Genomic DNA, 25,547 nt, shown 5'->3' with positions numbered 1-25,547 from the left:
TCCAGGCTGCCTGAGCTGACGCAGTGACCGCCTTTCAAGACAGCGCCCGACTGTCGCAGCCCACGCACGGCGCGGGCGAAGCCGAGACCGCGCCCGAGCCCTGCTGGCACTGCGGACTGCCGGCGGAGGCCGGCATCAGCGCAACAGTGGGCGGCGCCCTGCGCCACTTCTGCTGCCACGGCTGCCGCGCCGTCTGCGAGGCCATCCACGCCGCCGGACTGGAGGGCTTCTATCGGCGCGCACCGGAGGGGCAGGTGCTGGGTCCACCGCCGGAGCCGCCCAAGGACCTGAAGCTCTACGATCTCGACGAGGTACAGCAGGAGGTCGTCAGCGGCTCAGCGCAGGCGTGCGAGGTCAACCTGCTGGTGGAGGGCATCCATTGCGCCGCCTGTGTCTGGCTCATCGAGCAGGGTCTCGCCCAGGTGGATGGCGTGCGCGAGGCCCGCGTCAACCTCACGGGCAGGCGGCTGCGGGTCACCTGGGACAGCACCCGCGTGCGGCTGTCGGCGCTGCTGCAGCGCCTGGCGGAGCTCGGCTATTCGGCGGTGCCCTTCGATCCACAGGCAGCGGAGGGGAGTCTCCAGCGCCAGAACCGCCGGCTCCTGTATCGCATGGCCTTCGCCGGCTTCGCGGCGATGAATCTCATGTGGATTTCCATCGCACTCTACGCCGGCGCGGATGAAGGCGAGTTTCGGGGCCTCTTCCACTGGATCGGCTTTCTGATCGCGACGCCCACGCTCGCCTATGCGGGCTGGCCCTTCTACGCCGGCGCCTGGCGTGGGCTGCGTCGCCTGCACCTGGGCATGGATCTACCCATCGCCATCGGCGCCTCCATCACCTACCTGTACTCCCTGTACGTGACGGTGACGGGCAGCGGACACGTCTATTGGGACACGGTGGTCAACTTCCTGTTCGTGATCCTCGTGGGTCGTTACCTGGAGGCGATCTCCAAGCGTCAGGCGGTGTCCGCCACGCAGCGGCTCCTGGATCTTCAGCCGCGGGTGGCGACGCTGCTTCAGGACGGTGAGGCGTCCATCGTACCCATCCGCGCCGTGCGCCCCGGCGACCTGGTGCTGGTGCGCCCGGGCGAGACCATCCCCGCCGACGGCAGCGTGATCCGCGGTCGCTCGCGCGTCGACGAGTCCATGCTCACCGGCGAGTCCACGCCGGTGCCGCGGGCGGTGGGGGATCAGGTCTCGGCGGGCACCCTGAACGGCACCGGTGTCCTGGAGGTCCGGGTCTCCGCCGTGCTGCGCGACAGCGCCCTCGGGCGCATCGTGCAGCTGGTGGAGTCCGCGCAGGCGAGCAAGGCACCCATCCAGTGCACCGCAGACCGCATCGTGCCCTGGTTCGTGGCCGTCACCCTGGCGCTCGCGGCGCTGACTTTCGCGTTCTGGGTGCGCCAGGATGCCGAGACGGCACTGATGGCGGCCACCGCCGTGCTCATCATCACCTGCCCCTGTGCCTTCGGGCTCGCCACGCCCATGGCCATCGCGGTGGCCTCCGGCACGGGTGCCCGCAACGGCATACTCGTGAAGAACGGCGCCGTGCTCGAGACCCTGTCCGGCATCGACCACTTCGTCTTCGACAAGACCGGTACGGTCACCGAAGGCCGCCCGCAGGTGGTCGCCGCGCAGGATGCGGCCGGCGCCTGGTCCCTCAGGGAGCCGGCGAGCTTGAGCAAGCCGCGCCGGCAGGTTCTGGCAGCCGTCGCGGCCCTGGAGCGGCGCTCGGAGCATCCGGTGGCGCGGGCGGTGGTGGACCTCGCCGAGAGCGCCGGCGTCAGCCACAAGGGGCTTGCGGTGGAGGACTTCATGGCCGAGCCCGGCTTGGGGGTCAGCGGCCTGGTGGCGGGGCAAGCCGTCGTCATCGGCACGCCGGACTGGCTGCGGCGCCATGGTGTCGAGAACGCGGCACCGGTCAGCCACACTGCCGAAGGCGACACGGAGGGCCTGGTGCACTGCGCCGTGGACGGCATCCACCGGCTTGAGCTGCGGCTGCAGGACCGCCCGCGGGCCGATGCCGCCGAGACCATCCGCGCCCTGCGCGCCGACGGCATCCACGTCACCCTGCTCACCGGTGACCGCCGGCAGGTCGCCGAAGCCGTTGCCGCGGAGGTGGGCGCCGATCAGGTCATCGCGGAGGTGCTGCCGGCGGACAAGGACGCCGTGATCGGCCGCCTGCGGGCGTCCGGCCAGCGGGTCGCCATGGTGGGAGACGGTATCAACGATGCCCCGGCGCTGGTGCGGGCGGACGTGGGCATCGCCGTCGGCAGCGGCACGGACGTGTCCATCGCCAGTGCCGACATCGTCCTCATCCGGCATGAGCTTGCCGGGGTGCGTGACGCCGGACGCCTGGCGCGGCGGACGCTCAGGGTCATCCGCCAGAACATCGGGCTGTCCATCACCTACAATCTCATCATGGTGCCGCTGGCCATGGCCGCGCTCATCACACCCCTGGTGGCGGCCATCTCCATGCCCTTGAGCTCGCTCGCCGTCATCGGCAACTCCGCGCGTATCCGCGGCTTCGTCAGCGGCTTCACCAACAGAGAGCAGGGGGCTTCGGGGCGCGGCGAACGCTGAGCGCCACCACCGACGCACTCTGACCCTAACACCGCCCGGAGGCAGCGATGGAAGTCATCTACGGTTTGATTCCCGGCATGCTGGTACTCGGGCTGGTTGCCGTGGGCGTGCTGTTCTGGGCCGCCCGCAGTGGGCAGTTCGAAGACCTGGAAGGCGACGGCCAGCGCATCCTGATGGACGATGACGTGGACGAGCGTGATCGCCGCCGCTTCCCGGACGCGGACGACTGAGCCGCGCCGGCGCGTCCAACCGCCTCAGCCCCGCCGGAGCACAATGCCCGTGGCCGATACGCTGCGGCGCAGGGCCGGAAAGCTCTCCCACAGGAACCACAGCAGCGCCAGCCCCGGCGCGAGCCAGCCGCTGCGCAGCAGGTGACGCGCCAGCAGCAGCAGGAGCACACCGAGTGCGATGGTGCGGCGGTCCGCACGCAGGCCGTGGGCGGCCGGGGCCTCCGCCAGTCGGCGGTGAGCGTTCGGCGGTGCAATGCGGATACCGGCGGTGGCCAGCAGCGCCGCTCGCGCCGCCGGGTCTGTGCCCGCGGCGCCCCGAAATCCAAGCGTCAGGACCCCGCGGCCCGGGTCGGCACGCACTTCGGTGACGGCGGGCTGCGCCCCGAGCGTCGCACGCACGGCGCCGAGCCAGGCCGCATCATGGCGGCGTGAGGGCACGCGCAACCGCAGGCGTGCGCTGCTGGCATGGAGCAGGTGCGCCGTCTCCAGCACGGGCTTTCTCACTGCGGCATACCCTCAGTGGCCGGTGCCCCCCAAATGATAGGTGAGCCAGGTGTTCAGCGCGAACAGCGTGATCAGGGCGAGACTCGCCCAGCTGCCGATGCCGAGCACCCGAATGCGCGGTCGAAAGTAGATGCCGGTGATGACGATCCCGGTCATGGCCACCGCCGTGAAGGCGGAGACCAGGTGTGTTGACGAGATGTCGGCATAGAAGGAGCCCTGGGTGTAGACCAGATCGTCCACCGCCAGCACCAGGATGTTGAACATGTTGCTGCCGAGCACGTTGCCGGCGGCCATGTCCACGGCCCCGATGCGCAGTGCTGCCAGGGTCACCACCAGCTCCGGCAGCGAGGTGCTGAGCGCCGTGAACAAGGTGCCGGTAAAGGACTGGTTCCAGACCATCACCACCGCCAGATCTTCGGACACATAGGGCAGGGCAACGCCCGCTGCCACTACCACGGCGGCGGCGATGCCGTAGCGCTTTGCAACCCACTTGAGGCTGCGCTCGGCGTAGCGGTCGGGCTCCTGCTCCGTGAACTCCTCCACCACGTCCTCCCTGTATCCGTGCAGGGTGCGGATGGCCACGGCATAGACCAGGACGATCACGGGCGTGCCCCAGGAAAGATGCCCGGCCAGGGTGGACAGGCCCGCCTCGGCCGCCAGCAGCGCGAGCCCGGAAATGCTGATCAACAGGATGCCGAAGCCCGCGGTCATGACGTGTTGGCGCTGCACCCGGGCCAGGATGGGGCCGCGGCGGCTGAACAGATCCAGCACCGCGAGCAGGACCAGGTTGTAGACGCAGCTGCCGTAGACGTCACCGGCGGCGATATCCGGCAGCAGTGCGACGGTGGAAGCCGTGATACCCGCCGCCAGCTCAGGCAGCGAGGTCACCGTGGCGATGAGCACCAGCCCCACCCAGGAACCGCCCATCCCCGTCTTGTCGGCGATGGAATCGCCGTAGTCGGTGAGCTTGACGCCGGCGATGCCGATGGCCAGCACGCACAGACCGTACTGCGTCCAGACAAGGGTGGCATTGGGCTCCATGGCGGCTCCGGATCGCTGTGAGGTGCGGGCGGCAATCGGCGACGGTGCTGCCGGCCGCCATGTAGGCTCAGCCTATTGTGCCTGAAGTCGAGCGCGCGCTTCGGCGCCGGCCGCGAGGTTGACACGTAGGGCGCCGGCGCAGTCCGGGCGATGCGCGCGCCTGGCGCGGCCCCGCCGGCGCAGCGGCAGCGGGCCTTGTGCTCAACCCAGGGATGCGGTGGCAGCCTGGGGTCGCGTGGCGGCGGTGGCCTGCGGATAGCTGGGCGGCTTGCGTGGAAAGGCTGCGGAGGAGATCTGGAAGCGACAGAACTCATCGGTGACGTCCTGGACCTCACCCAGCCGTGCCCGGCTCAGGCGCTTGCCGATGCGAAGGCACACCTGGGCGTCGCGCCAAAGCCGCTCCTGCGGCGGCGTGATCAGCCCCCAGCCCTGCTGCGGATGGTGCGTCAACAGGCAGGTGAGAGATTCGCCTTCGAGCTCTTCTTCCGTCGCCGGTGCCGCGGTGGCGTCTGCGGCGCTCTCCTGGCTCAGCGGCGGCGCACAGGCGTACAGGCGCACGGGTGCCGCGAAGTTGGCCAGATAGTCGATGTCCAGCAGGACGATGCCCGCGATGGGGCGGTAGATCCGGTTCACCTTGCCCACACGGGGCGCCTTCGTGACCTGATCGCCGAACCCATAGGCGAGCAGGTTGCCGACGAACATGCGGTTGGTAAAGCGCGTCTCCTGGGTCTTGATGCGCATGCTGTCCTGGTTGTCGCGCAGCACGTACCAAAGGGTCTGGCGCGTGGCCGAGTCGTCCTCGCCGATCATGGCCGAGCGCTTGGCGAAGAGATCCGTCAGCTCCCGCGAGCGCTTGAGGCGCCCATCGTCGCGCTGCAACACCGCGAGCAGGTGATCGCGGGCCTCGTCGAAGCCGACGTAGATGCGCAGGTCCCGATGCTCCTCGGCGCTCGCCGTGTCCTGGCTCCAGTCGTCCGGCGGGCGCAGGTTGCGCTGCAGCAGGTAGGCGACGGCCGTGCGCCGCTCGGCATCGATCCGCGCCAGCCGCGGCGGGATGCGCAGGGTATCGCCGGCGGCGATGGCACCCGAGAGGGCGCGGGTATCGGCGCGGATATTGGCCGCCAGGGCATGGTGATCCAGCAGCAGCGTCGGCGCGTTGCGTGCGTCGTCCGGGGGGTGTCGCTGCGGCGGACCCTCGTCGTAGCAGCTCGCGTAGAGATGCCAGGGCTTGGGGTCCAGGTGTGGATCGTAGTCGAGCAGGCGGATGGCATCAGGCACCGCCGCGCTGTAGAGATCGATGGCGGTCTGCTCGTGCTCGGGCCAGGCCGACTGGTCCAGAATGCCGTAGGTGGCCAGCGATGCGTAGTGCTGACGCAGCGAGGCCTGGGTGCGGCGGTCCAGCGCCTGGTTGCGCAGGGACAGGGCGTCCATGACCTTGTCTACGGGCTCGCAGGCCCGCATGGCGGCGAACAGGGTGTGTGCGATGCGCCACGCCGACGGCTCAAGCTGCATGTAGCGCGCACCGGCGATGCGCTGGCGCAGCTTGAGCAGCTCCAGCGCCCGGCAGGCACAGCGATACACGCGTGTGCGTGCCCGACTGTAGAAGAAGTTGCTCGCCTGGTAGTCCATGGTGAAGAGCGCGCGGTAGCCCTCCAACAGGGCCGTGGCGCAGCGATCATGCAGCTCCAGGGTCTGGCGCCGGCCGGGCGGCTCGGGGATACCGCGCCCCTCGCTCAGCAATTGCACCAGTGCCGGCGCCGCGGCGGCGTAGAACCAACCGGCCAATGCTTCCAGCAAGGCCATGCGGCGCTTGGCCTGGAGCGGCCACCGATTCAACGACGAGACGATGTTGAGCAGCTCGCTCAGATACTCCTCGGGGGTCGCGCTGTGCCGCCCCAGGGCCTCGTGCGCGGCCTCGGGTGTGAGCGGCGGCCGCCGGCCCTTGCGCCGGCGCGGCGGCAGATCGAAGCGCAGCTCGATGGTCCGTGGCGGCAGCCCGAGTCCGAGCCAGCGCCGCAGCCCCTGGAAGGGGCCTGTGTCCTCCGCGTCCGGTGCCTGCATGGTCCGCGGCCTGCTTGTTTGGGTTGCTGTGCGCCCTGTATTTGGGCCGTGATGCTGTCGACGGCGGTTGTGCTCCCGCCGTTCCGGCAGCTGCCCGCGACGAGCTATTGTACGCTGCCGAAGGAGGGGTCCACGGCCCCCGCTGGTGGCTCCAGACCGGCCAGCCGGCAGCCCTGGGCAACGGGTCCACCCGGGAAGATGCCGTACAGGTACTTGATGCCGCCCTTGCCGTGGAAGCGCTCATCCAGGGCGTCGTGCACCGCCCGCACGCTCGGCGCCTCATCAGCCGCAAAGAAGTGCTGCAAGGCACGGATGACGGCCCAGTGGTCGTCCGTCAGCTCGATCGACTCGGACTTGGCGGTTGCCTCGGCACTCGCGCGCGTCCAATCCTCCGGTGCGTCCGGAAAGTCCGGGTCACGGGCGTTGGCACCGGGATTCAGGATGTCTTGCATCGTCTCTGCCATGGAGCTCGTCCTCGTTCGGTTGTCAGCGGCTCGCGCGTCGCCCCCCGGCGACGCATCGGCAAAGTTAGTGGTACTGGACCACACCCCGGGCGTCAAGCTCATTGCGCACCCTCACCGGCCGGCAGATGCGCATCGCTCGGCCGACATCATCCCATCCAAAGTCCCATCAGGAGCCCCAGCAGGGTGCCGGCGAGTGTCTGCCCCCAGCAGTGCGTCCGGGCTGTCGGCCGGGCGTGCGGTGAAGGGCCTGGCAGCGTGGCCGAGGTGGCAGGCGTCGGCGGCGCGGCGTCCGGGGCGGTGCCGGCAGGGCGTGGCTGGGCCTTCAGCGGGCCGGCGTCGCTGCTGGGCGGTCGGGCTGAGGCTGCCTGCTGCAGCCATCCGGACAGGTGCGCACCCAGCGCGTCCCCGCACACCACGGCGAGGGCGCCCTGGGCGGTGGCGGCCTCGGCGAGGGGCCAATCGCCGTCCGGACAGTGGATGACGAGCGGCGGCGGGGTTTTGACGGTGCCCGTGCGCAGCAGCGCCAGCAGGTCCAGGGCATTCATGCCCGGCAGCGTCGGCGCCGTGATGATGAGATCGGGCTGGCGCGCCCGCAGTGTCGGCAGCGCCGCTTCGACGCTGCGCGCCTGGCGCACCTCGGCGCCCAGCGACTTGAGCGCAAGACGCAGCCTGTAGCGTGCGGCGTCGCAGGCGTCGATCAGGAGAACATCAGGACGGGACATGCGCAACGGATCAGGCAGATGGAATGGATCGGGCCGGGCAGGGCGGGCGGGCTCCGGCGCACACTGCAGTGGCCGCCGGCGCCGACGCAGCCCCGCAGTGTAGGTGCCGGCAGGGCCATTGCCCAGGCCCGGCCGCTTCGCGACTGGGCCAGGATGGCCGTCAGCCCGTACCATAGGGCCCGGACAGCGGCACGTGCGCGCGGGGCCATGGCGGACCAGCGGCCGCGGCGGGCGCCGTCGCAGCGGGCAGATCGAGAGGGGGACAGCATGCAGTTGACCGGCGTTGAGACACGCGTCCTTGCAGACGCAGCCGCCGTGGCCGCCACCACGGCAGAGATGGTCCTGGAGGCCGCCGCGGCGGCCATCAGCGCCCGCGGCGCCTTCCGGCTGGTGCTCGCGGGCGGCTCGACGCCGCTCGCGGCCTATCGGCTGCTCGCCGGGGCGGAGGCGGATTGGGCACACTGGCATCTCTACCACGGCGACGAGCGCTGCCTGCCACCGGACGCCGCGGCGCGCAACAGCCGTGCGGTGGAGGACGCCTGGCTGCGGCAGGTGCCCATCCCGGCGGCACAGGTGCACGCGATCCCGGCGGAGCTGGGCGCGGATGCCGCGGCCGCCGCCTACGAGCCCGTGGTGGCGGCCGCAATGCCGTTCGATCTGGTGCTGCTGGGCATGGGGGAGGACGGCCATACCGCGAGCTTGTTCCCCGACCACGAAATCCGGCCCGGTCCCCTGGTGATGCCGGTGCATGATGCACCGAAGCCACCGCCGGACCGGGTGTCGCTGACGCCGTCCGCCCTGTGCCGCGCGCGGCGCATGCTGGTGCTGGTCACCGGCGCCGCCAAGCAGGCGGCAGTGTCGCGCTGGCAGGCGGGGGAGGGGCTGCCGGTGGCGCGGGTGGCCGTGGGCGGCAATGCACTGGTGCTGCTGGACGCGGCGGCAGCGCCGGCAGCGCGCTGAGCCGCGGACCGCGCCGGCCCGCAGCGCAGCCCGGGCCGTCACCCAGCCTTTTCCCGACCGGTTCTCGTCACCTCAGAGCAACGCAGTACCATGACGCTTCAGCTCGCCATCGCCATCGCCCTGCATCAGCTTGCCACCGTGATCTGGATCGGCGGCATGTTCTTCGCGCATTTCGCGCTGCGCCAGTCGGCCCAGCGGCGTCTGGAGCCGCCGCAGCGCCTGCCGCTCCTGCTCGCGGTGTTCGACCGCTTCTTCGTCTGGGTGTGGCTCGCCGTCGTGGTGCTCTGGGCCAGCGGCTTCTGGATCTTCCTCGGCATCTACGACGGCGCCATGGGCTGGCATGTGCACGTGATGATGGCGCTGGCGCTGGTCATGACGGCGCTCTTCGCCTACATCTACTTCGTCCCCTATCGGGCGTTGGGCCAGCGCGTGGGCGAGCAGGACTGGGCTGGGGCGGCGGCACGGGTCGCCACCATCCGGCGCATCATCCTGATCAACCTCGCCCTCGGGCTGGCGACGGCGATGCTGGGCTCCGCGGGTCGCTATCTGCAATGAGCCCCGAGCGCCGGCCCACCGCAGCGGTCCGGGCGTGTCAGGTGCAACGAAAAAGGCCCCGCTCGGGGGCCTTTGTCGCGTGCTCGGAGGTGCGAGCCGCCGTTCGACGAGGGGCGCATAAGGCCGGTCAGAAGGCTGGGCCCGGCTCCTTGCCGAACTTCTTCAGAATGGTCGCCAGGGGACAGAACCCCGTGAAGGCCGACTGCAGCAGGTTCAGGCCCACGAAGCCGGTGAACAGCAGCCACCATTCGCTCACGGTGTAGGCGAGGATGACGGAGATGAGGATGAAGCTGCCGGCGACGGCGAGCACGATGCGTTCGATGGACATGGTTGACCTCGGCTCTGATTGTGTGTGTCTCAATGTCCCAATCATGGGGAGAAACAGTGTGTTGCGCAAGCACCCAGGGCGCTGATTCCGCCTCTGAGCGCGAATCTGTTGACCGTCGGCAAGCGGCGCTGGTGGAGCGGCTGGGGGAGCGGTTGGGGGCGGCGGGGGAAGTCGCCGTGCACGAGACGCACATTTCCCGGGTGCTGCTTGTCGGCGAGGACGCCTACAAGCTGAAGAAGCCCGTGGACCTGGGCTTCCTCGATTTCTCCACGCTGGCGCGCCGCCGCCATTTCTGCCACGAGGAAGTGCGGCTCAACCGCCGGCTGGCGCCCGAGCTCTACCTCGGCGTCGTCGCCATCACGGGCACGCCGCAGGCGCCGCAGCTCGGCGGCGACGGCCCGGTGCTGGAGTATGCCGTGCACATGCGCCGCTTCGCGCAATCGGCACTCCTGACACAGCGGGCGCTGACGCCGGAGATCGCCGATGCACTGGCGGCACGCATCGCTGCATTCCATGCCGATGCGCCCGTCGCCGCCCGGGACACCGACTACGGTGAGCCGGCGCAGGTGCTTGCACTCATGGTGGAGAATTTCGCGGTGATCCGCGACGCCGTCACCCCGCAAGGTCACCTCGCGGCACAGCTGCTGCGGCTGGAGCAGTGGACACGGACCCAGGCGGAGGTTCTCGCCGAGACCCTGGCGGCGCGTCGGCGCAACGGGCACATCCGCGAGGGTCACGGCGACCTGCATCGCGGGAACATCGCGGTGCTCGACGGCCGGCCGCTGATCTTCGACTGCATCGAGTTCAGCCCCGACCTGCGCTGGATCGACACCGCGAGCGAGCTTGCCTTCCTGCTGATGGACCTCGCCGAGGCGGGGGAGACGGCACAGGCGCGCCGGCTGCTGAATGCTTATCTCATGCACAGCGGCGACTATGCCGCGCTGGCCGTGCTGCGGTTCTATGGCGTCTACCGGGCCATGGTGCGGGCCAAGGTCACCGCCATCGGTGCGGCCCAGCACCACCACGGCGATGCTGCGCAGGACGACACCCTGCGCGCCTATGTGCGCCGGGCGCTCGCCTTGAGCTGCCAGCCCGAGGCACCGCGGCTGATGATCCTGTGCGGGCTCTCGGGGTCCGGCAAGACCTCGCTCGCCCTGGCGCTGGCGGCGCAGCTGCCGCTCATTCACATCCGCTCGGACGTGGAGCGCAAGCGCCTGTTCGGACTCCCGCCCCTGGCGCGTACCGACGCGCAGCCCGGCGCCGGCATCTACGCCGCCGATGCCGGCGAGCGCACCTATGCGCGTCTGTTGCAGTTGGCCGGCGAATGCCTGCGGCTGGGCTATGGCGTGCTGGTGGATGCCACCTTTCTGTCGGCGGTGCGGCGCCGGGCGTTTCGCTTGCTGGCGGAGTCCCACGGCTGCCCCTTCGACATTCTGGCGCTGGATGCGCCCGTGTCCGTGCTGCGCCGCCGCGTGGCCGGGCGTTACGCCGCCGGGGACGACGCCTCCGAGGCGGACCTCGCGGTGTTGGAGCGCCAGCTCGGGGCACGCGAAGCGCTGACACCGGCCGAGCGGGCGCGGGCCATCTTCATCGACAGCCGCGAGCCGCCGGCGCTCGATCGGCTGGCACGACTGCTGTCGGCTTGAACGCCCGGGAGTCCTGACCGGGCAGCGCCGACCCGGGAGCGCCGACCCGGGAGTGCCGACCCGGGAGCCCCGACCTGGGAGCGCCGACCTGGGAGCGCCGACCTGGGAGCGCCGACCTGGGAGCGCCGACCTGGGAGCGCCGACATCCTGTCGGCCCGCGTCCGCGCCGGGCTCGATGCCCGGCGCGGACGCCCCACGCCCCACGCACCGCACAGGCTCAGCAGCATCTCTCAGGCTCAAGACCCGGCCGGACGCCGCCCGAAAGCCCGCGCCACCGGGGAGCAGAGGGAGCAGAGCGGCGGTCTGTGCAGGCCGGTGCAGGCCCTGCGGGCTCAGCCCTCGCCCTCGCCTTGGCGCACGGCGTAGACCTCCACCCGGCGGTTCTCGCGCCGACCGGTCTCGGTGGCGTTGTCGGCGATGGGCCGCTCCGCGCCGAGACCGGCGGCGCTGATGCGCCCGGCGGGTACGCCCCGCGCCACCAGGGCCTGCATCACCGCCTCGGCCCGCGCCAGCGACAGCGCCTGGTTGATCTCCGCGCTGCCCGAGCTGTCGGTGTGCCCTTCGATGCGGATGGTGAGCCCCGGCTGTGCCTTGAGGAAGTCGGCGATGCGGTCCAGCGCCGGCAGGTCACCCTCGGGCAGGGTGGCCGCACCGGAGGGGAACTGCAGCTCGTCGCCGGCGAGGCTCAGCAGGATGCCCTCGTCCGTGAGTCGGCCGCCGAGCTCCGCGGCCTCGCTGTAGAGTGCCCGGATGCGCTCGGCCGAGGCCTCGCCGGCGGCCTGCGCCGCGGCCAGGGCCTCGCCGTGGGCGGCCTCGGCGGCGGCGAGCTTGGCCTCCAGCGCAGCACCTGCCGCTTCGGCCTCGGCGAGGTCGGCGGATAATGCCTCCACCTGTGCGCCCAGCTCGGCGATGCGGGCCGAGTCGGCGTCGTCTGCGTCGGCCTGCGCCTGGCGGGCCGCCTCAAGCTCGGCTGCCAGCGCCGCCTGCTGCTCTGCGAGCGCTGCTTTCGCTTCCGTCAGCTCGGCATCGGCGTCGGCGAGGCGCTGCGCGTGCTCGGCGTCGAGGGCGGCGCGGATCTCCGCGAGCGCCGCCCGCTCGCGCTCCAGGGCCGCCTGGGCTTCGGCGGCGGCGGTTTCCGCGGCCTCGCGGGCGTGGGCGAGGGATGTCTGCTCCGCCTGCAGCGATTCGATCTTCGCCTCCAGCGCCGCGGTGTCCGCGGCATCGGCGGCCGCGGCAGCCTCTTCCCGCGCCTTGGCAAGCGCCGCATCGCGGGTGGCGAGCTGCTGCTCCAGCTCCGCCGTCTGCGCCTCGAGGGCCTCGATGCGGGTCTGGGCTGCCTCCAGCTCGCCTGTGCGGGCCTCGGCCGCGCCGTCGTCGGCGGCGCCGGCCGCCACCCTGGCCTGTGCCTCTTCGCGCTCCTGCACCGCCGCTTCCAGCTCCGCCTTCAGCTCGGCGACCACGGCCTGACTCGCGGCGAGCTCCTCCTGCCACTCGGTGGGCTCGCCGGCCACCTTGTTGGCGGCGTCGTCGGCGCGCGCGGCGAGGACCTCGCGCTCCCGGGTCAAGGCCACGAGCTTGTCCTGAAGGTCGAGAATGGCGGCCTCCTCCTTGTCCACCAGGGTCTGCAGGCGCTCCTGGCGTGCGGCGCCGCGCTCCAGCTTGTCGCGCAGGGCCGCTTCCAGCTGGTTCGCGCTGTTCAGCTCGTAATTGAGGCCGGCGATGGTCTCGTTGTCCGCGGCGAGCTTGGCGTTCAGCTCGTGGTTCTCTTCGGTGATCTCCACCAGCCGCTCGTTGAGCGCCGTCACCGAGGCCTTGTTCTGCGCGAGCTCCTGCTCCATGGAGGCACGCTCCTCGCTTGCGGTGGCCAGCGCCGCTTCCATGTCCGCCGCCGCTTGCCGCGCTGCGGCGAGGTCGCTCTCGAGCCGGCTCACCCGCTGGGTGTGCTCGTGCTGCATGGCCTCGACGGCGGCGGAGTGCTCGGACTTCAGGCCCTGGACGGCGTCTGCGTGCTGGGATTGTAGGGACGACAAGGCGTCGGCATGGCTCGCCTCCAGTGCCTCGGAGGCGGCCTTGTGCTCCTTGCGCAGTGCCGCGATCCGCTGCTCGGCGCTCGCGGTGGCCTCGGCCCGCTCGGCGAGCTCGCTGTCCACCGACGCGAGACGCCCACGGGCATCGGCGAGGGCGGCCTCGGCGCGCCCGAGCTTGGCCTGCACCAGGCCGGTGTGATGGTCGTAGATCAGATAGACGCCGATGAGGCAGGCCAACAAGAGCCAGAAGAGGATTTTCCAGAGGTTCGGATCTTGGTCGGTGTGCGTGGACATCTACTCTCTCCGGCGGTGATCTGGTGCTGTTGTTCTGCGGCGATGGCCGTGGATCGGCATTGCCTGTGCAAGGCGAGGAGACCCGGTACTCGGACCGGCGGCAGGCGCTGTCGGTGCAGACGTGCCGCGACCTCGCTCAGCGGGTCTCCGGCTCAGTCCACGGGCGCCCTCTTTGGGGTATGCAGCCGGCTGGGTGATGACAGCGCGCTGACCGTCAGCGCGGGTCCAACCCGTCTCGGCTGCGGATTATGCCGCGGCAACGCGGGCCGAGACAGGCGCGACTCCGCGCATATTGCGCGGTATCAGTCGGCCTGTGCGGCATCGTCACCGGCGCCTTGGCTGCGCCGGTGGGCAGGCACAAAAAAGGGGCCCTGCGGCCCCTTGCACGTCGGTGCTGCGCTGGGCGGGCGGGCCTTATTCCGTTGACCGGCGCCCGCTCGGCATCAGGCGAAGATGTCGTGCACGATGTTGTCGTACCAGCTGTAGGCGTACTCCACCTCGCGGGCGAGGGCGAAGTCCGGTGCGTCCGACGGCGTGAGGCCGCCTGCGCCTTCGACACCGGCGATGGTGGTGCCGTCCTCGCTCAACCGGTACACGGCAGCGACGGAAATGCCGTAATCCTTGCCGATGATGCTGTAGCAGGTGTTGACGTAGGAGGGCACGCCGGGCTCCTCGCCGTTCAGCAGGGCCACCACGGCGGCGGCGGCCACCTTGCCCTGGCTGTTGGCGGAATAGCCGGACTTGGGCATGGCTGTGGCGATGGCGGCGTCGCCGATGACGTGGATGCCCGCATGCTGGGTGGACTCGAAGGTCTTCATGTCCACCGGGCACCAGCCGCTGTCGTCCGCCAGACCAGCGTCCAGCGCGATCTGCCCTGCCGCCTGCGGCGGGATCACGTTGACCACTGCGGCCTTGTACTCGTCGAAGTTGGTGTAGACGGTCATGGTCTCCGGGTCCACCCGGTTGACGCCGGCGTCCGGCCCGGGCTGCCATTCGATCATGCTGTTGTCGGTGCCGAAGCCGTACAGGCGCTCCCAGCCCTGGGTGAACAGGCCCTGCTTGGAGAACTTCTGCTTGCTGTCGAGGATCATGACCTTCGACTTTGGCTTGGCCTCCTTCAGGTACAGCGCGATCTGGCTCGCGCGCTCGTAGGGTCCGGGCGGGCAGCGGAAGGGGTTCTGCGGCGCGGCGATGATCACCAGGCCGCCGTCGTCCATGGCCTCCAGCTGGCTGCGCAGGAGCTTGGTCTGCTCGCCGGCCTTCCAGGCGTGCGGCATCTTCTGCGCCGCGTCCTTGCTGTAGCCCTCGATCTTGTCGTAGAGGATGGAGATGCCCGGGGAGACGATGCAGCGGTCGTACGGAAACTCACCGGAGGCGGTCTTGACGACCTTGGCCTCGGGATCGATGGCGGTGGCGGCCTCGTGGACGACCTTGATGCCGCGGGCCTTGAGGCCGTCGTAACCGTGCTTGATGTCATCCAGCTGGCGGACGCCGCTGATGACCTCGTTGCTCATGTAGCAGGTGTAGTAGTCCTTGTTCGGCTCGATGATGGTGACGTCGATGCTGTCGTCCGCCATCTTGATGTACTTGGCCGCGGTGGCTCCACCGGTGCCGCCGCCGACCACCACGACCTTCTTGCCCTGGCCCAGGGCAATGGTCGGCGCGCCGAGGGCGCCCACCGCCGCGACGGCGCCGGTGGCTTTGACGAAATCACGTCTGTTCATGCTCATGTGGCTGGTCCTCCTGCTCGCTTATTCGTCGTCGTCATCGTCGCCGGCGCCGAAGCTCTCGAAGTCCGTGTACGCGGCGTAGAAGGCGTAGAGGGCGGCGAGACTCTCTTCGCCCTCCGCTTCCAGCATGCGCTCCAGCTTACGGCCCATCTTCTTCGGCAGGATGCGCCGGTCTTCGCGGAAGTCGCTCATGGCGTACTCGACGTAGGGCGTCCACTGACCGGCGAGGATGTAGTAATCCTCTTCATCCGGCACCGGCTTGCCGCCCTCGATGTGGCACCTTTCGCAATACTTGTCATGCAGCTCGGCACCCTTGTCCACCAGGGCTTGGTCGAACTCCTGCTCCGCCGGCTGGAACTGCTGGCTGTGCAGGTACTCGCCCATCAGCTCGTACTCTTCTTCGGTGTAGCCGCGGGCGATGCGGCCCATGATGGTGGAGTAGGTGTCCTCCTCGGCGAAGGCGACCATCATGTCCACGAAAACGTAGGGGTCCATGGCGGCGATGGTGGGCGAGGCCGGGCCGACACTGTTGCCGTTGGTGCCGTGGCAGCCGGCGCAGGTGTCCACCAGCATCTTGCCCGTGGGCATGTCGTCGTCGGCCATGGCGCCGGCGGACAGGCCCAGGGCCAGTGCGCCGCTCACAAGGGCCGTTATCATCGTTGCTTTGGCCATACTTCCTCCTTCACGGAATGATCAGGCTTTGCGGATCGGGCGGAGGTGCGACGCTCCGCCATGCCGGACTGCGGAACCGCTCGCGGTCGCATGATCCGTGCATCTGGGCACCGGTGCAGCCCCGGCTGGGGCTGAGCCACTGGTGCTGCACCATTTGGGCTGAGCCATTGGTGGGCTGAGCCATTGGTGGGCTGAGCCATTGGGGCTGAGCCATTGGGGCTGAGCCATTGGGGCTGAGCTTAGGGTTGAGCCTAGGGTTGAATCAGGGCGGTTACGGCCTCGTCGTTACCGCTCACCCGTGCCAGGTCCGCGGCGGTCCTGCCCTCGGCGTCGGTGAGCTCGGGGTCGGCGCGGTGCTCCAGCAGTGGGGCGATGAGGTCGTTGTGTCGGGTGGCGACGGCTTCGCGCAGCGCGAAGTTGCCGTCGTGATCTTTGATGTTCGGGTCGGCGCCGTGGGCAAGCAGGGTCCTTGCCACAGCCGCATCACCGCGGTTGGCGGCCCAGATGAGCGCCGTGGCGCCGAGGGCGTCGCGGGCGTTCACGTCGGCGCCGTAGGCGAGCAGCGTCTCCACCGTGTCCACGTGGCCGGCGTCGGCGGCGATGATAAGCGCGGTGGCCGCCTCGTTGTCGCGGGCGTCCACGTCGGCGCCGGCGTTGAGCAGCAGCTGCACCACGTCCGTGTGGCCCCGGACGGCGGCCTGCATCAGCGCTGTGCGGCCATCCTTGTCGGCGGCCTTGGGGTCTGCGCCCCGGAAGAGGAGCTGCTGCACCATCTGCGCGATGCCGTAACGCGCGGCGATCATCAGCGAGTCCCAGCCGGCGCGGGTACGGTCGTGCACGTTGGCGCCGCGCTCGATGAGCAGCGCCGTCAGGCCGATGTGGCCGTTCTCGGCGGCGAAGGTGAGTGCCGTGCAGCCGGCGGCGGTGCGCGCGTTGACGTCGGCGCCGTGATTGAGCAGCTGCGCGGTGGTGTTCAGGTTGCCGCCCTCCACGGCGAACATCAGCGCCGTCTTGCCGAAGCGGCTCGCGGCATTCACGTCGGCGCCGGTGGCGAGCAGCGTTTCCACCTGGTGCGCGTCGTCGATCATTGCGGCGATGCGCAGGTCCTTGCCGAGGTCGCCGTCGTGATCCCCAGCGATATCGCTCCGTGCCGCCTCCGGTGAACGGACCCGGCTCCCGGCCTGCACACCGTCGTCAGCGCTCGTCGCCGGTGCCTCGGCGAGCGCGGGGCCGGTGCCGAGGGCAAGGGTCAGTGCCAGTCCCGGGGCCAGCTTGCTCAGGCCGTGACGCAGGCCGTGGCGAGCACGTCGCGTGATCGACGCGCGGGGGCCGGTGGCGGCATCGGTGGCGGCGCTCATGCGTCGTCGTCCGGCTCAAAGGGCTCCAGGTGCACGACACCGGTGTGGCAGTCGATGCAGGTCTGTCCCTTCTCCTCCGCCCGGGAATGGCGGCTGCGGGCGGAGCGCCCCTGCTCGGAGAGGTCCATGTTGCCGAACTCGTGACAGGAGCGACACTCGCGGGAGTCGGACCGGCGCATCTTGTCCCAGACCCGCGTGGCCATGTCCCAGCGGTGGGCTTCGAACTTCTCCGGCGTGTCGATGGTGCCGATGATCTCGTGGTAGACGTCCTTCGCCGCGATGACCTTGGTGATCATCTTCGGCACGAAGGGCTTCGGCACATGGCAATCGGCGCAGGTGGCCTGAACGCCGGACTGGTTCTTGTAGTGAAGACTTTCCTTATATTCGTTGTAATTGATTTCCATGGTGTGGCACGAGACGCAGAATTCCATCTCGTTGGTGTAGGCCATACCGGCGTTGAAGGCGCCGGCAAAGGCCACGCCGAAGACGAACAACAGGACAACTGCAATGAGCTTGCCTAGGCGACCCCGGGTGCTGCTGCGGCCGCGCCGGCCTTCTTGCGCAGACATGCGAATCCTCACTTTGGCGGTGGTGACCTCGGCGATGCTGCCGTGGTGGTGTAATGCCGGGCTCGATGGGGCGGGGAGCTGCGGCTGACCCGTGATACCTTGTCGTCGGGTTCTTTGTTGTCAGTCGCCGTGGATACTATGACATCCTGCGGCCGTTGCCAACCTGGCTTGTGGTGGCCCTTCAGGCCGCCCCGGGCTTTTGCTCAAGACCCCAGAGCCCCTCCCGGGAGCCGTCCACAGGCACCATTTCAGGCGCCGCAAGCGTGAGGTCGGCGGCGCCGCGCCGGCTCCGGAGCCGCCTGCGGATTCGGCCCATGACCGGCCGGGCCCCCGGGGGCAGGGAACCCCTGCGGTCCCGGACCCAGGGCCTGACCTGAGTGGCCGCGGCGCCGGCCCGGAGCACCCGTCCCCAGCCTGCCGACTTGTACCGACCCGCCGTTCCGAGAGGCCCAGATGTCGTCCCTCGAAGCCCTGCAGCGCCGCTTTGCCGCGCTTAAAGACAACAAGCTCTTCGAAACCTTCGTCGTCGTCGTGATCGTCGTCTCGGCGCTGGTCATCGGCGCCAGCACCTATGACGTAAAGCCCCGCGTGCTCGCGGTGTTCAACGTCCTCGACGTGGCGGTGACGCTGTTCTTCCTCGCGGAGATCACGGTGCGGATGCTCGCCGAGGGCAATCTGCGCCGGTTCTTCTCGCAGGGCTGGAACGTCTTCGATTTCATCATCGTGGTGGCCAGCCTGATCCCGGTGGAAGAGAGCCAGATGGCGCTGCTCGGCCGGCTGCTGCGTATTTTCCGGGTATTGCGCTTGGTTTCCATCATCCCGGAGCTGCGCGTGCTGCTGAACGCCTTCGTCAGCGCCGTGCCGCGCATGGGCTATGTGTCGTTGCTCATGTTCATCATCTTCTACATCTATGCGGCGGTGGGCAGCATCCTGTTTCACGGCATCAATGAAACGCTCTGGGGCAACATCTCCATTGCCATGCTGACGCTCTTTCGCGTGGCCACCTTCGAGGACTGGACCGATGTCATGTACGAGACCATGGCGGTCTACCCGCTGAGCTGGGCCTACTACCTGAGCTTCATCTTCGTCATCGCCTTCATCTTCCTGAACATGATGATCGGTATCGTGCTGGAGACACTTCAGAAGGAGCACGAGCGCATGGACCGGCTCAACGGCACGGGCGAGGCGGGGGAGGTGCACTGGATCCGCGAGCACACGGAGGCCATGGAGGGGCGGCTCGCGCGCATCGAGCAGCTGCTGCGCGCACAGCAGCGCGGTGGGGACGGAGCGGCGACGACGCGCGGGAGCTCGGATGCCGAGCCCGGCTGACCCGGCCTCAGTCGGCCCAGAGCTGCAGGGCGTTGCGCAGGCCGAGCCGGTCGAAGGCCGCCCGCCCGACGCCGGCGGCGCGGGCCTGCGTCAGCATGCGGTCGATCTGCGCCTCGGCGCGCAGCCAGTCGGCCTCGGCGCCCCCGGGGGCGAAGCGGCGCCGCTCGGCGAGGTAGTACGCGGCGACGGCGATCATCTCGGCGCGCTCGGCGGGTGTGGGGTCGAGGGGCGGTGCGCCATTGTCGGCGCGTGCGGCTGGGTGCTGGCCCATGGAACATCGGGTCGGCAGTTCGGATAGACAGGCGCGATTATGCCAGCGCCGGCGTCCTCGGTTTCCCTGTCATCAGCGCCGGCATCCCCCGGGCGCGGTGCGCGCGCAGATGAAGACCCTGCGCCTGCGCGGTAAGATGCGCGGCTGCGCGGCCCGGCGCGCCGATCCCGACCGCCCGGTACCGCCGCCCAGGCCGGCGGCGCCGCAGTATCCGCATCCTGCCCCGAGGGTCCGATTGCATGACTGAACCGACGTCGTCCATTGCGGAGCGCCTCAAGCCCGTGCGCGCGAGGGTCAAGATCTGGCTCGGCATCGCCTGGCACTGGCTCGGCGTTGCCGCGCGCAAGACCTGGATCGTGCTGAAGCGCCTGCCCATCGCCGCCTACAGCTTCGCGCGGGCGCTGGCGGATGCGCAGTACGCGCGCCTGCTGACGGATCTCTACGTGGACGGCGCCAGCTCCCTGCCCGGCCCCCTGCCCGGCCGCGGTGCGGGCGCGCGGCCGCCGCCGCTGCCGCAGCCCGCGGCCAAGCTTCAGGAGGCCCCGCCGGACTCGGCGCTGGTGCTGCTGGGGCTGCTGCAGAAGGAGGGCCGCTTCGTGGATTTCCTGCAGGAAGAAATCACCCACTATTCGGACCAGGAGATCGGCACCGCCGCCCGGGTGGTGCACGATGGCTGCCACAAGGTGTTGAAGGACTATCTCAGCATCGCCCCGGTGCGCACCGAGGCCGAGGGCAGCCAGGTGACGCTGGAGCGCGGCTTCGACCCGTCCGCCGTGCGCCCCATCGGCAATGTCGTGGGTGAGCCCCCCTTCACCGGTGCGCTCATGCACCGCGGCTGGCGCGCCACCGAGGTGCGGCTGCCCAAGGTGACGGGCAGCCGTGACGTGCGCATCCTGGCACCCGCGGAGGTGGAGCTGTGAGCAGTCGCTTCGCCATCGGTATCGACCTCGGCACCACCCATTCGGCGCTGTCCTTCGTCGAGATCGCCAAGTGCGAGGGCGAGGAGGTGGAGCAGCAGCTGATGCCCATCCCGCAGCTGGTGGACCCGGGCTCGGTGGAGGAGCGGCCCATGCTGCCGTCCTTCCTCTACCTGCCGCACCCGGAGGAGTTCCGGCCCGGCGACCTCGGCCTGCCCTGGCCGGCACCGGCGGAGCAGGTCATCGGCGAGCTCGCGCGCAAGCAGGGCTCGAGCACGCCCATCCGGCTGGTCTCCAGCGCCAAGAGCTGGCTGTGTCATCCGGACGTGGACCGCAAGGCGCCCATCCTGCCGCCGGAGGTGCCGGAGGAGATCCCGCAGGTGTCGCCGCTGGAGGCGAGCGTCGCTTTTCTCACTCACCTGCGGGAGTCCTGGAACGGCCTGCACGGCTTCGACCCACTGGGTGAGCAGGAGGTGACGGTGACGGTGCCGGCCTCCTTCGACCCCGCCGCGCGGGAGCTCACCGCCGAGGCCGCCCGCGCCATCGGCATCGAGCACCTGGTGCTCCTGGAGGAGCCGCAGGCGGCCCTGTACAGCTGGGTCAACGACAGCCGGGGCCGCTGGCGGCACGACGTCAAGGTGGGCGACATCATCCTGGTGGTGGATGTCGGCGGCGGCACCAGCGACTTCTCCCTCATTGCCGTCACCGAGCAGGACGGCACCCTGGAGCTGACCCGCGTCGCCGTCGGCGAGCACATCCTGCTCGGCGGCGACAACATGGACCTGACGCTGGCGCACCTGGTGAAGCAGAAGCTCAAGGCCCAGGGTGTGGAGCTGGACCGTTGGCAGCTCCAGGCCCTGACCCACGGCTGCCGCCAGGCCAAGGAGATGCTGCTCGCGGACGACAGTCTGGAGGCCGTGCCGGTGGTGGTGCCGAGCCGCGGCGCCAAGCTCATCGGCGGCAGCATCCGCACCGAGCTCACCCGGGCCGAGGTGGCCGCCGTGCTCATCGACGGCTTCTTCCCGGAGGTCGCCGTCACCGAGCATCCGACCCAGCGTGCCCGCGGCGCGCTCACCAAGGTCGGGCTGCCCTTCGCCCAGGACCCGGCCGTGACCCGCCATCTGGCGGCCTTCCTGTCCAGGCAGGCGGGCGCCACGGAGGACCTGGAGGGCTTCGTCGAGCACGCGCACTGGGCCACCTTCCTGCACCCCACCGCCATCCTCTTCAACGGCGGCGTGTTCAACGCCGGCGTGCTGCGCGAGCGGGTGCTGGACGTCATCAACAACTGGCTCGCCGCCGAGGACGCCCCGCCCGCACGGCTGCTGGAGGCGCGGGACCTGGACCTCGCCGTGGCCCGCGGCGCCGCCTTCTATGCCTATGTGCGCAAGCACGGCGGCGTACGTATCCGCGGCGGCACGTCGCACTCCTACTACGTCGGTGTCGAGCGCAGCATGCCCGCCATCCCCGGCATGGAGCCGGAGCTCCAGGCGCTCTGCGTCGTGCCCTTCGGGCTGGAGGAGGGCTCCGAGCCCGTCTCCGCGCCCCAGGAATTCGGGCTGGTGGTGGGCGAGCCGGTGCGCTTTCGCTTCTTCGGCTCCAGCGTGCGCCGCGAGGACCAGGTGGGCGACCTCCTGGAGGAATGGCCCGAGGACGAGCTGGAAGAGCTGGAAGAGATCCAGACCAACCTGCCGGCGGAGGGCCGCAAGCGCGGCGAGGTGGTACCGGTGCGCCTGCGGGCCTCCGTCAGCGAGGTCGGCACCCTGGAGCTCACCGCCCTCCCGCTGGTGGGGGACGAGGGGCCCTGGCAGGTGGCCTTCAATACCCGCGGCCAGTCGGGGGAGTAGGGCAGTGCGCTGTTGGCGGGCGGCGGGTCTGCCGGCGCGCCAACCTCTTGTCGGCGCCGGGCGCGGCCCTGCATTGGCGGGCTTCCCATGACCATCCTCGTCGTCGGCGGCACCGGGGCCACCGGGCGCCTGCTGCTTGCCGAGCTGCTGTCCCGTGGCGAGCGCGTCCGGGCCATCGTCCGCTCGGCGGACGCGCTGCCCGACGGACTCCGCCGCCATACGGGCCTGGAACTGGCGGTGGCGAGCCTGTTGGACCTCTCGGACGCGGCACTCGCCGAGCGGGTGGCGGGCTGCCGGGCGGTCGCCTCCTGTCTCGGCCACCGGATGACCTTGCGCGGCGTCTTCGGGCCACCGCGCCGGCTGGTGACCGACGCGGTCCGGCGCCTCTGTCGGGCCATCGAGGCCGGCGACCCGTCTGTGCCGGTGCGCTTCGTGCTCATGTCCTCCGCCGGTGTCGCCCACCGCGATCTCGACGAGCCCCGCGGCGCCCGCGAGCGCCTCGTCCTCGCGCTGCTGCGGGCGCTGGTACCGCCCCATGCCGACAATGAGCAGGCGGCGGAGCGCCTGCGCACCGACATCGGCCCACAGCATCCCCGCATCGAGTGGGTCGCGCTGCGTCCGGACAGTCTCGTCGATCGGGACGCCGTCAGCCCCTACGACCTCCACCCCGCGCCGACCCGCAGCCCGTTGTTCGACGCCGGCGCCACGTCCCGCATCAACGTCGCCCATTGCATGGCCGCGCTGATCACCGACGATGCCTTGTGGGCCACCTGGCGGGGACGGATGCCGGTGCTCTACAACCGCGATGCGGCAGCCGTCCCTGGAACAGGTTGAGCCTGCCTGCGCTGAAGCAACTCAGGCCCGGGTTCCGCGCCCGCCTGTCGTGCGATGTCCCGAGAATTGGCTATGGTTGTTCAGGCGTCTGCAACCACTGCCCCGGAGCCCCCTGCCATGTACAGCTCGATTCGCCGCTACCAGCTCGTCAAAGGGCATCCGGACCTCCTGCGCGAGAAAGCGGATGCTGTTCTCATGCCCAAGCTCAGTGCCCTTGACGGCTTCGTCAGCTATCAGGTCATCGTCACCGGTCTCGGCGGCGACGGTCTGCCGGGCGTCGTCACCGTGAGCGTGTTCGAGGATGAAGCTCAGGCCAAGGCCTCCAGCCGGCTCGCCGCCGACTGGGCACGGGAGATGAGCGGGGTGTTTGCGCTTCAGAAGCTCGGCGAGGAGTCCGGCCGGATCATCAGCCGCACCGGTCCGAACTAGCGACCTGGGCCGCAGAGACGCTTTGTAGGCTGGGTAGAGCGCAGCGAAACCCATTCGGGGTGTTGGAGCGACCGCAGTCGGCTCCGACGCGGGGGCGTCGGAGCCGAATGTGGGGATTGGTCGGTCCGCCGGCGCCCTCAGAAGGCCGCGCCGGGGCTCGCTCCATCGCGGCAGGCGCTCTGAATGGCGCCGGCGGCGCTCACCCCCGCAGCACAGTCGGCGGACGGCGGCAGCGCCAAGGGCACGCCGATGAGCGTCAGCGCCAGCCCGCCGCCGAGGTAGGCAAAGCCGAGGGCCAGGGCGTTCAGCGCTCGCCGGCGTTCCTCCGCATCGGGCGCACTCGCCTCTGGGCCGCGGAAGAGGCCACCGCGGGCGATGAGGTGCAGCAGGCCGCGGCGCGATGCCCTGAGGCGCATGGCGCCGAAGAGCATCAGGCCAAGGCCGCCGAACATGAGGATCTTGCCAAGTGTCTCCATGGGCCAAGCCGCGGTCGCTCAGAGTGCTGCCGGGATATTGTGTCGCCGGCGCCGGATGCTGTCTATTCGGGCTCAAGCCGCCGGCCGGCGCTTGCGTGCCGAGAGAAGCCGGCGGGCAACGCGCTCGGCGCACCGGCGGCGGCTGAGGCGGGTGGTGCGGTCGCGGGCGCGAAAGTCGGGCGCGCCGACGGCATCGTTCAGCAGGCCGAAGTGGTTGACGCCGTCGAGCCATTCGATCTCGGTGGCGAAGGCCTGTGCGAGCCGGCTCAGGGCCGCGCTGTCGATGACGCCGTCTTCGGTGCCTGCCAGCAGGCGCACGCGCTGGCGGCGGCGGTTGGGCGGCTGCCAGGGCTCGCGCAGGGTGGAGGCGCCGAGCAGGGCGATCTCCAGCGACCGGCCGTGCGTCGGCGCGTCGAAGCCCGCGGCGAGCGCCCAGCCGCCCAGGCTGTAGCCGAGGATGCGGATCGGTGGGACCTTCGCGCCGCCGCGGCTGCGCGGCGGTGGCGGCAGGCTGTTCCGGGCGAGACCCCGCGCCGGCAGCCGGCCGCTTCGCAGGCGCCGGACGGTGCGCATGGGCTTGCCCAGCTCGGCGGCGTCGCCGGCGAAGAGCCTGGGCCAGTGGTAGTCCAGCGTCAGCACCGCGGCGCCGGCGGCGGTGAGGGCGGCCAGCAGCTGCGGATAGTCGCCAGGGCGGGTGAGGGCGCCGGGGCTGAAAATGATCCAGGGCGGCGCGCGCCTCGGGGTGTGCAGTGCCGCCCCAGGCGCGCTGTCCGCACCGGCCGTGCGTGGGCTCCGCAGCGCGCGGTGACTGATCAGCATACGCCCCAGGCCGGGCAGGCGCAGGCGCCGGTGGCGGACCATGCCGCGGCCCGGTGCCGGGTTGGGGCGTCCGAATCTGCCGGTCATGGCGCGGGGCGCGGCTGGGCTGGGTGGGGCGACATCGGGTGAATATAGACCGCTCGGGAATAGACTGCTCGGGGCTGTACCAGCGCTTGGCCTTGACCAAGAGGCGACATCCTTCGAGGTTGCCGGCGGCGCAGACCAGGGGGCGGAAGGCGCCCGCCGTCGATGCTGTCGTTGGGTAAGCACGGCGACACGGGATCGCGTTAGTATCTGCGCCCGAGATGACCATCCGGAGAAGCCCGATGCAGTCCGCCCGACAGACGGCCTAATGCGCGGACGCCCGACGCGCTCGGTGCCAAAGCGCGCTGGGTGGGCTTGCCACCCATGACTCGCTCATGTAAGCGGCTGATTGCCAGGCTTGGCTGCAGGCGTGGCTGGCCGTTACCCGATGGACCGAAACACTCGGCGTGGTCCGGCCGCGGACACGGCTGCCTGCGCCACCGCGCCGGGGGCGTCAGCGGCCGGCACAGTCGGAACGGGACCTCACACATGAGAGGCTCCGCTGGTTCCCAAGCTCTGCTTGGGAACCGGGTCGGGAAGCTCTGCTTCCCGGGCTCAAGCAGAGCTTCGTGACCGCATTCCCAAGCAGAGCTTCGGAACGAGTTGAACGCGCTCGGCACGCTCGCGGGTCAGCAGCAGGGCGCGGTTGCGGGCGGGGTCGGCGGTGGGGCCAGGCATCGGTCGGTTGCTCCGCGAATCGGCGCTCCAGCTCGGCAAGGTCGCCGATCTGGTCCCGGCCGGCCTGTTGCCAGGCCTGCCGGGGCTGGGTCTGGGTTGCGGCATTGGCGGCTCGCAGGATCC

General features: G+C 70.3%; 24 protein-coding genes. 10 read left to right on the top strand and 14 right to left on the bottom strand.

Annotated elements, in window-relative coordinates; genetic code table 11:
- Positions 1-23 precede the first annotated feature (23 nt).
- Both QZ607_RS10060 and ccoS read left to right on the top strand, forming a co-directional pair.
- On the top strand, positions 24-2,582 hold the full coding sequence (locus QZ607_RS10060) for a heavy metal translocating P-type ATPase (protein WP_295882367.1): 2,559 nt from the start codon (positions 24-26) through the stop codon (positions 2,580-2,582).
- Between the two features lie 47 nt (positions 2,583-2,629).
- Positions 2,630-2,812, top strand: a complete 183-nt coding sequence (gene ccoS, locus QZ607_RS10055; RefSeq protein WP_295882365.1) for a cbb3-type cytochrome oxidase assembly protein CcoS — start codon at positions 2,630-2,632, stop codon at positions 2,810-2,812.
- A gap of 24 nt (positions 2,813-2,836) precedes the next feature.
- Here ccoS and QZ607_RS10050 read toward each other — a convergent pair whose 3' ends face one another.
- The 5 genes from QZ607_RS10050 to QZ607_RS10030 form a co-directional block, all read right to left on the bottom strand.
- The gene (locus QZ607_RS10050; protein WP_295882364.1) at positions 2,837-3,316 is read right to left on the bottom strand and encodes a hypothetical protein; all 480 of its coding nucleotides are present in this window, start codon (positions 3,314-3,316) and stop codon (positions 2,837-2,839) included.
- A 12-nt stretch (positions 3,317-3,328) separates the two neighbouring features.
- Positions 3,329-4,357: a sodium:calcium antiporter gene (locus QZ607_RS10045; protein WP_295882363.1), complete on the bottom strand. Its 1,029-nt coding sequence runs from the start codon at positions 4,355-4,357 to the stop codon at positions 3,329-3,331.
- A gap of 201 nt (positions 4,358-4,558) precedes the next feature.
- Positions 4,559-6,418, bottom strand: coding sequence for a hypothetical protein (locus QZ607_RS10040; RefSeq protein WP_295882361.1), 1,860 nt, complete (start codon positions 6,416-6,418; stop codon positions 4,559-4,561).
- Positions 6,419-6,522: 104 nt separating this feature from the next.
- Entirely contained in the window at positions 6,523-6,882 is a 360-nt protein-coding gene (locus tag QZ607_RS10035; RefSeq protein WP_295882358.1) for a TusE/DsrC/DsvC family sulfur relay protein, read from the bottom strand.
- Positions 6,883-7,028: 146 nt separating this feature from the next.
- Positions 7,029-7,604: a response regulator gene (locus tag QZ607_RS10030; protein WP_295882357.1), complete on the bottom strand. Its 576-nt coding sequence runs from the start codon at positions 7,602-7,604 to the stop codon at positions 7,029-7,031.
- Between the two features lie 267 nt (positions 7,605-7,871).
- Here QZ607_RS10030 and pgl point away from each other — a divergent pair, with 267 nt between their 5' ends.
- Positions 7,872-8,564, top strand: coding sequence for a 6-phosphogluconolactonase (gene pgl / locus QZ607_RS10025; RefSeq protein ID WP_295882355.1), 693 nt, complete (start codon positions 7,872-7,874; stop codon positions 8,562-8,564).
- Between the two features lie 90 nt (positions 8,565-8,654).
- A complete protein-coding gene (locus tag QZ607_RS10020) occupies positions 8,655-9,119 on the top strand; it encodes a CopD family protein (protein WP_295882353.1) in 465 nt (154 codons plus the stop codon).
- 127 nt (positions 9,120-9,246) lie between these two features.
- On the opposite strand, the gene QZ607_RS10015 is transcribed toward QZ607_RS10020, so the two are convergent.
- Entirely contained in the window at positions 9,247-9,447 is a 201-nt protein-coding gene (locus QZ607_RS10015) for a DUF2892 domain-containing protein (RefSeq protein ID WP_295882352.1), read from the bottom strand.
- Between the two features lie 176 nt (positions 9,448-9,623).
- On the opposite strand from QZ607_RS10015, the gene QZ607_RS10010 reads away from it, so the two are divergent.
- Complete coding sequence (locus QZ607_RS10010; RefSeq protein ID WP_295882350.1) at positions 9,624-11,093, top strand: bifunctional aminoglycoside phosphotransferase/ATP-binding protein; 1,470 nt, start codon at positions 9,624-9,626, stop codon at positions 11,091-11,093.
- Positions 11,094-11,425: 332 nt separating this feature from the next.
- Here the strand turns inward: QZ607_RS10010 and QZ607_RS10005 are convergent, their stop codons facing one another.
- The 5 genes from QZ607_RS10005 to QZ607_RS09985 form a co-directional block, all read right to left on the bottom strand.
- Positions 11,426-13,414, bottom strand: coding sequence for an OmpA family protein (locus QZ607_RS10005; protein WP_295882349.1), 1,989 nt, complete (start codon positions 13,412-13,414; stop codon positions 11,426-11,428).
- Positions 13,415-13,857: 443 nt separating this feature from the next.
- Positions 13,858-15,144 (bottom strand): NAD(P)/FAD-dependent oxidoreductase, encoded by a 1,287-nt coding sequence (locus QZ607_RS10000; protein ID WP_295882347.1) that lies wholly within the window; start codon positions 15,142-15,144, stop codon positions 13,858-13,860.
- A gap of 21 nt (positions 15,145-15,165) precedes the next feature.
- The gene (locus QZ607_RS09995; RefSeq protein ID WP_295882345.1) at positions 15,166-15,816 is read right to left on the bottom strand and encodes a c-type cytochrome; all 651 of its coding nucleotides are present in this window, start codon (positions 15,814-15,816) and stop codon (positions 15,166-15,168) included.
- 251 nt (positions 15,817-16,067) lie between these two features.
- Positions 16,068-17,174 (bottom strand): ankyrin repeat domain-containing protein, encoded by a 1,107-nt coding sequence (locus tag QZ607_RS09990; RefSeq protein ID WP_295882343.1) that lies wholly within the window; start codon positions 17,172-17,174, stop codon positions 16,068-16,070.
- Positions 17,171-17,743, bottom strand: a complete 573-nt coding sequence (locus tag QZ607_RS09985) for a NapC/NirT family cytochrome c (RefSeq protein ID WP_295882342.1) — start codon at positions 17,741-17,743, stop codon at positions 17,171-17,173. The genes QZ607_RS09990 and QZ607_RS09985 overlap by 4 nt, the downstream gene beginning before the upstream one ends.
- Positions 17,744-18,196: 453 nt before the next feature.
- Between QZ607_RS09985 and QZ607_RS09980 the strand changes: the two genes are divergently transcribed.
- A complete protein-coding gene (locus QZ607_RS09980) occupies positions 18,197-19,072 on the top strand; it encodes an ion transporter (RefSeq protein WP_295882341.1) in 876 nt (291 codons plus the stop codon).
- Positions 19,073-19,079: 7 nt separating this feature from the next.
- On the opposite strand, the gene QZ607_RS09975 is transcribed toward QZ607_RS09980, so the two are convergent.
- Complete coding sequence (locus tag QZ607_RS09975) at positions 19,080-19,343, bottom strand: DUF2934 domain-containing protein (RefSeq protein ID WP_295882340.1); 264 nt, start codon at positions 19,341-19,343, stop codon at positions 19,080-19,082.
- Between the two features lie 239 nt (positions 19,344-19,582).
- On the opposite strand from QZ607_RS09975, the gene QZ607_RS09970 reads away from it, so the two are divergent.
- The 4 genes from QZ607_RS09970 to QZ607_RS09955 all read left to right on the top strand — a co-directional run bounded on the left by QZ607_RS09970 (position 19,583) and on the right by QZ607_RS09955 (position 23,367).
- Positions 19,583-20,263: a DUF2760 domain-containing protein gene (locus QZ607_RS09970; protein ID WP_295882338.1), complete on the top strand. Its 681-nt coding sequence runs from the start codon at positions 19,583-19,585 to the stop codon at positions 20,261-20,263.
- Complete coding sequence (locus QZ607_RS09965) at positions 20,260-22,104, top strand: Hsp70 family protein (protein ID WP_295882336.1); 1,845 nt, start codon at positions 20,260-20,262, stop codon at positions 22,102-22,104. The genes QZ607_RS09970 and QZ607_RS09965 overlap by 4 nt, the downstream gene beginning before the upstream one ends.
- An 87-nt stretch (positions 22,105-22,191) precedes the next feature.
- Positions 22,192-22,938: an NAD(P)-dependent oxidoreductase gene (locus tag QZ607_RS09960; RefSeq protein WP_295882334.1), complete on the top strand. Its 747-nt coding sequence runs from the start codon at positions 22,192-22,194 to the stop codon at positions 22,936-22,938.
- Between the two features lie 117 nt (positions 22,939-23,055).
- A complete protein-coding gene (locus tag QZ607_RS09955; RefSeq protein WP_295882332.1) occupies positions 23,056-23,367 on the top strand; it encodes a hypothetical protein in 312 nt (103 codons plus the stop codon).
- 137 nt (positions 23,368-23,504) lie between these two features.
- Here QZ607_RS09955 and QZ607_RS09950 read toward each other — a convergent pair whose 3' ends face one another.
- Both QZ607_RS09950 and QZ607_RS09945 read right to left on the bottom strand, forming a co-directional pair.
- Positions 23,505-23,843, bottom strand: a complete 339-nt coding sequence (locus tag QZ607_RS09950; protein WP_295882331.1) for a hypothetical protein — start codon at positions 23,841-23,843, stop codon at positions 23,505-23,507.
- 72 nt (positions 23,844-23,915) lie between these two features.
- Positions 23,916-24,749 (bottom strand): hypothetical protein, encoded by an 834-nt coding sequence (locus QZ607_RS09945; RefSeq protein WP_295882329.1) that lies wholly within the window; start codon positions 24,747-24,749, stop codon positions 23,916-23,918.
- Positions 24,750-25,547: the final 798 nt, after the last annotated feature.

This window comes from uncultured Thiohalocapsa sp. (assembly GCF_913063425.1).
Lineage (GTDB): Bacteria > Pseudomonadota > Gammaproteobacteria > Chromatiales > Chromatiaceae > Thiohalocapsa.
Note: the sequence above shows the minus strand (reverse complement) of the source record. Positions and strands in the feature narration are given on the sequence as shown.

Coding starts and splice junctions, on each gene's coding strand:
- ccoS (WP_295882365.1), top strand. CDS start 2,630: ATGGAAGTCATCTACGGTTTGATTCCCGGCATGCTGGTACTCGGGCTG.
- QZ607_RS10045 (WP_295882363.1), bottom strand. CDS start 4,357: ATGGAGCCCAATGCCACCCTTGTCTGGACGCAGTACGGTCTGTGCGTG.
- QZ607_RS10040 (WP_295882361.1), bottom strand. CDS start 6,418: ATGCAGGCACCGGACGCGGAGGACACAGGCCCCTTCCAGGGGCTGCGG.
- QZ607_RS10035 (WP_295882358.1), bottom strand. CDS start 6,882: ATGGCAGAGACGATGCAAGACATCCTGAATCCCGGTGCCAACGCCCGT.
- QZ607_RS10030 (WP_295882357.1), bottom strand. CDS start 7,604: ATGTCCCGTCCTGATGTTCTCCTGATCGACGCCTGCGACGCCGCACGC.
- pgl (WP_295882355.1), top strand. CDS start 7,872: ATGCAGTTGACCGGCGTTGAGACACGCGTCCTTGCAGACGCAGCCGCC.
- QZ607_RS10020 (WP_295882353.1), top strand. CDS start 8,655: ATGACGCTTCAGCTCGCCATCGCCATCGCCCTGCATCAGCTTGCCACC.
- QZ607_RS10015 (WP_295882352.1), bottom strand. CDS start 9,447: ATGTCCATCGAACGCATCGTGCTCGCCGTCGCCGGCAGCTTCATCCTC.
- QZ607_RS10005 (WP_295882349.1), bottom strand. CDS start 13,414: ATGTCCACGCACACCGACCAAGATCCGAACCTCTGGAAAATCCTCTTC.
- QZ607_RS10000 (WP_295882347.1), bottom strand. CDS start 15,144: ATGAGCATGAACAGACGTGATTTCGTCAAAGCCACCGGCGCCGTCGCG.
- QZ607_RS09995 (WP_295882345.1), bottom strand. CDS start 15,816: ATGGCCAAAGCAACGATGATAACGGCCCTTGTGAGCGGCGCACTGGCC.
- QZ607_RS09990 (WP_295882343.1), bottom strand. CDS start 17,174: ATGAGCGCCGCCACCGATGCCGCCACCGGCCCCCGCGCGTCGATCACG.
- QZ607_RS09985 (WP_295882342.1), bottom strand. CDS start 17,743: ATGTCTGCGCAAGAAGGCCGGCGCGGCCGCAGCAGCACCCGGGGTCGC.
- QZ607_RS09980 (WP_295882341.1), top strand. CDS start 18,197: ATGTCGTCCCTCGAAGCCCTGCAGCGCCGCTTTGCCGCGCTTAAAGAC.
- QZ607_RS09975 (WP_295882340.1), bottom strand. CDS start 19,343: ATGGGCCAGCACCCAGCCGCACGCGCCGACAATGGCGCACCGCCCCTC.
- QZ607_RS09970 (WP_295882338.1), top strand. CDS start 19,583: ATGACTGAACCGACGTCGTCCATTGCGGAGCGCCTCAAGCCCGTGCGC.
- QZ607_RS09960 (WP_295882334.1), top strand. CDS start 22,192: ATGACCATCCTCGTCGTCGGCGGCACCGGGGCCACCGGGCGCCTGCTG.
- QZ607_RS09955 (WP_295882332.1), top strand. CDS start 23,056: ATGTACAGCTCGATTCGCCGCTACCAGCTCGTCAAAGGGCATCCGGAC.
- QZ607_RS09950 (WP_295882331.1), bottom strand. CDS start 23,843: ATGGAGACACTTGGCAAGATCCTCATGTTCGGCGGCCTTGGCCTGATG.
- QZ607_RS09945 (WP_295882329.1), bottom strand. CDS start 24,749: ATGACCGGCAGATTCGGACGCCCCAACCCGGCACCGGGCCGCGGCATG.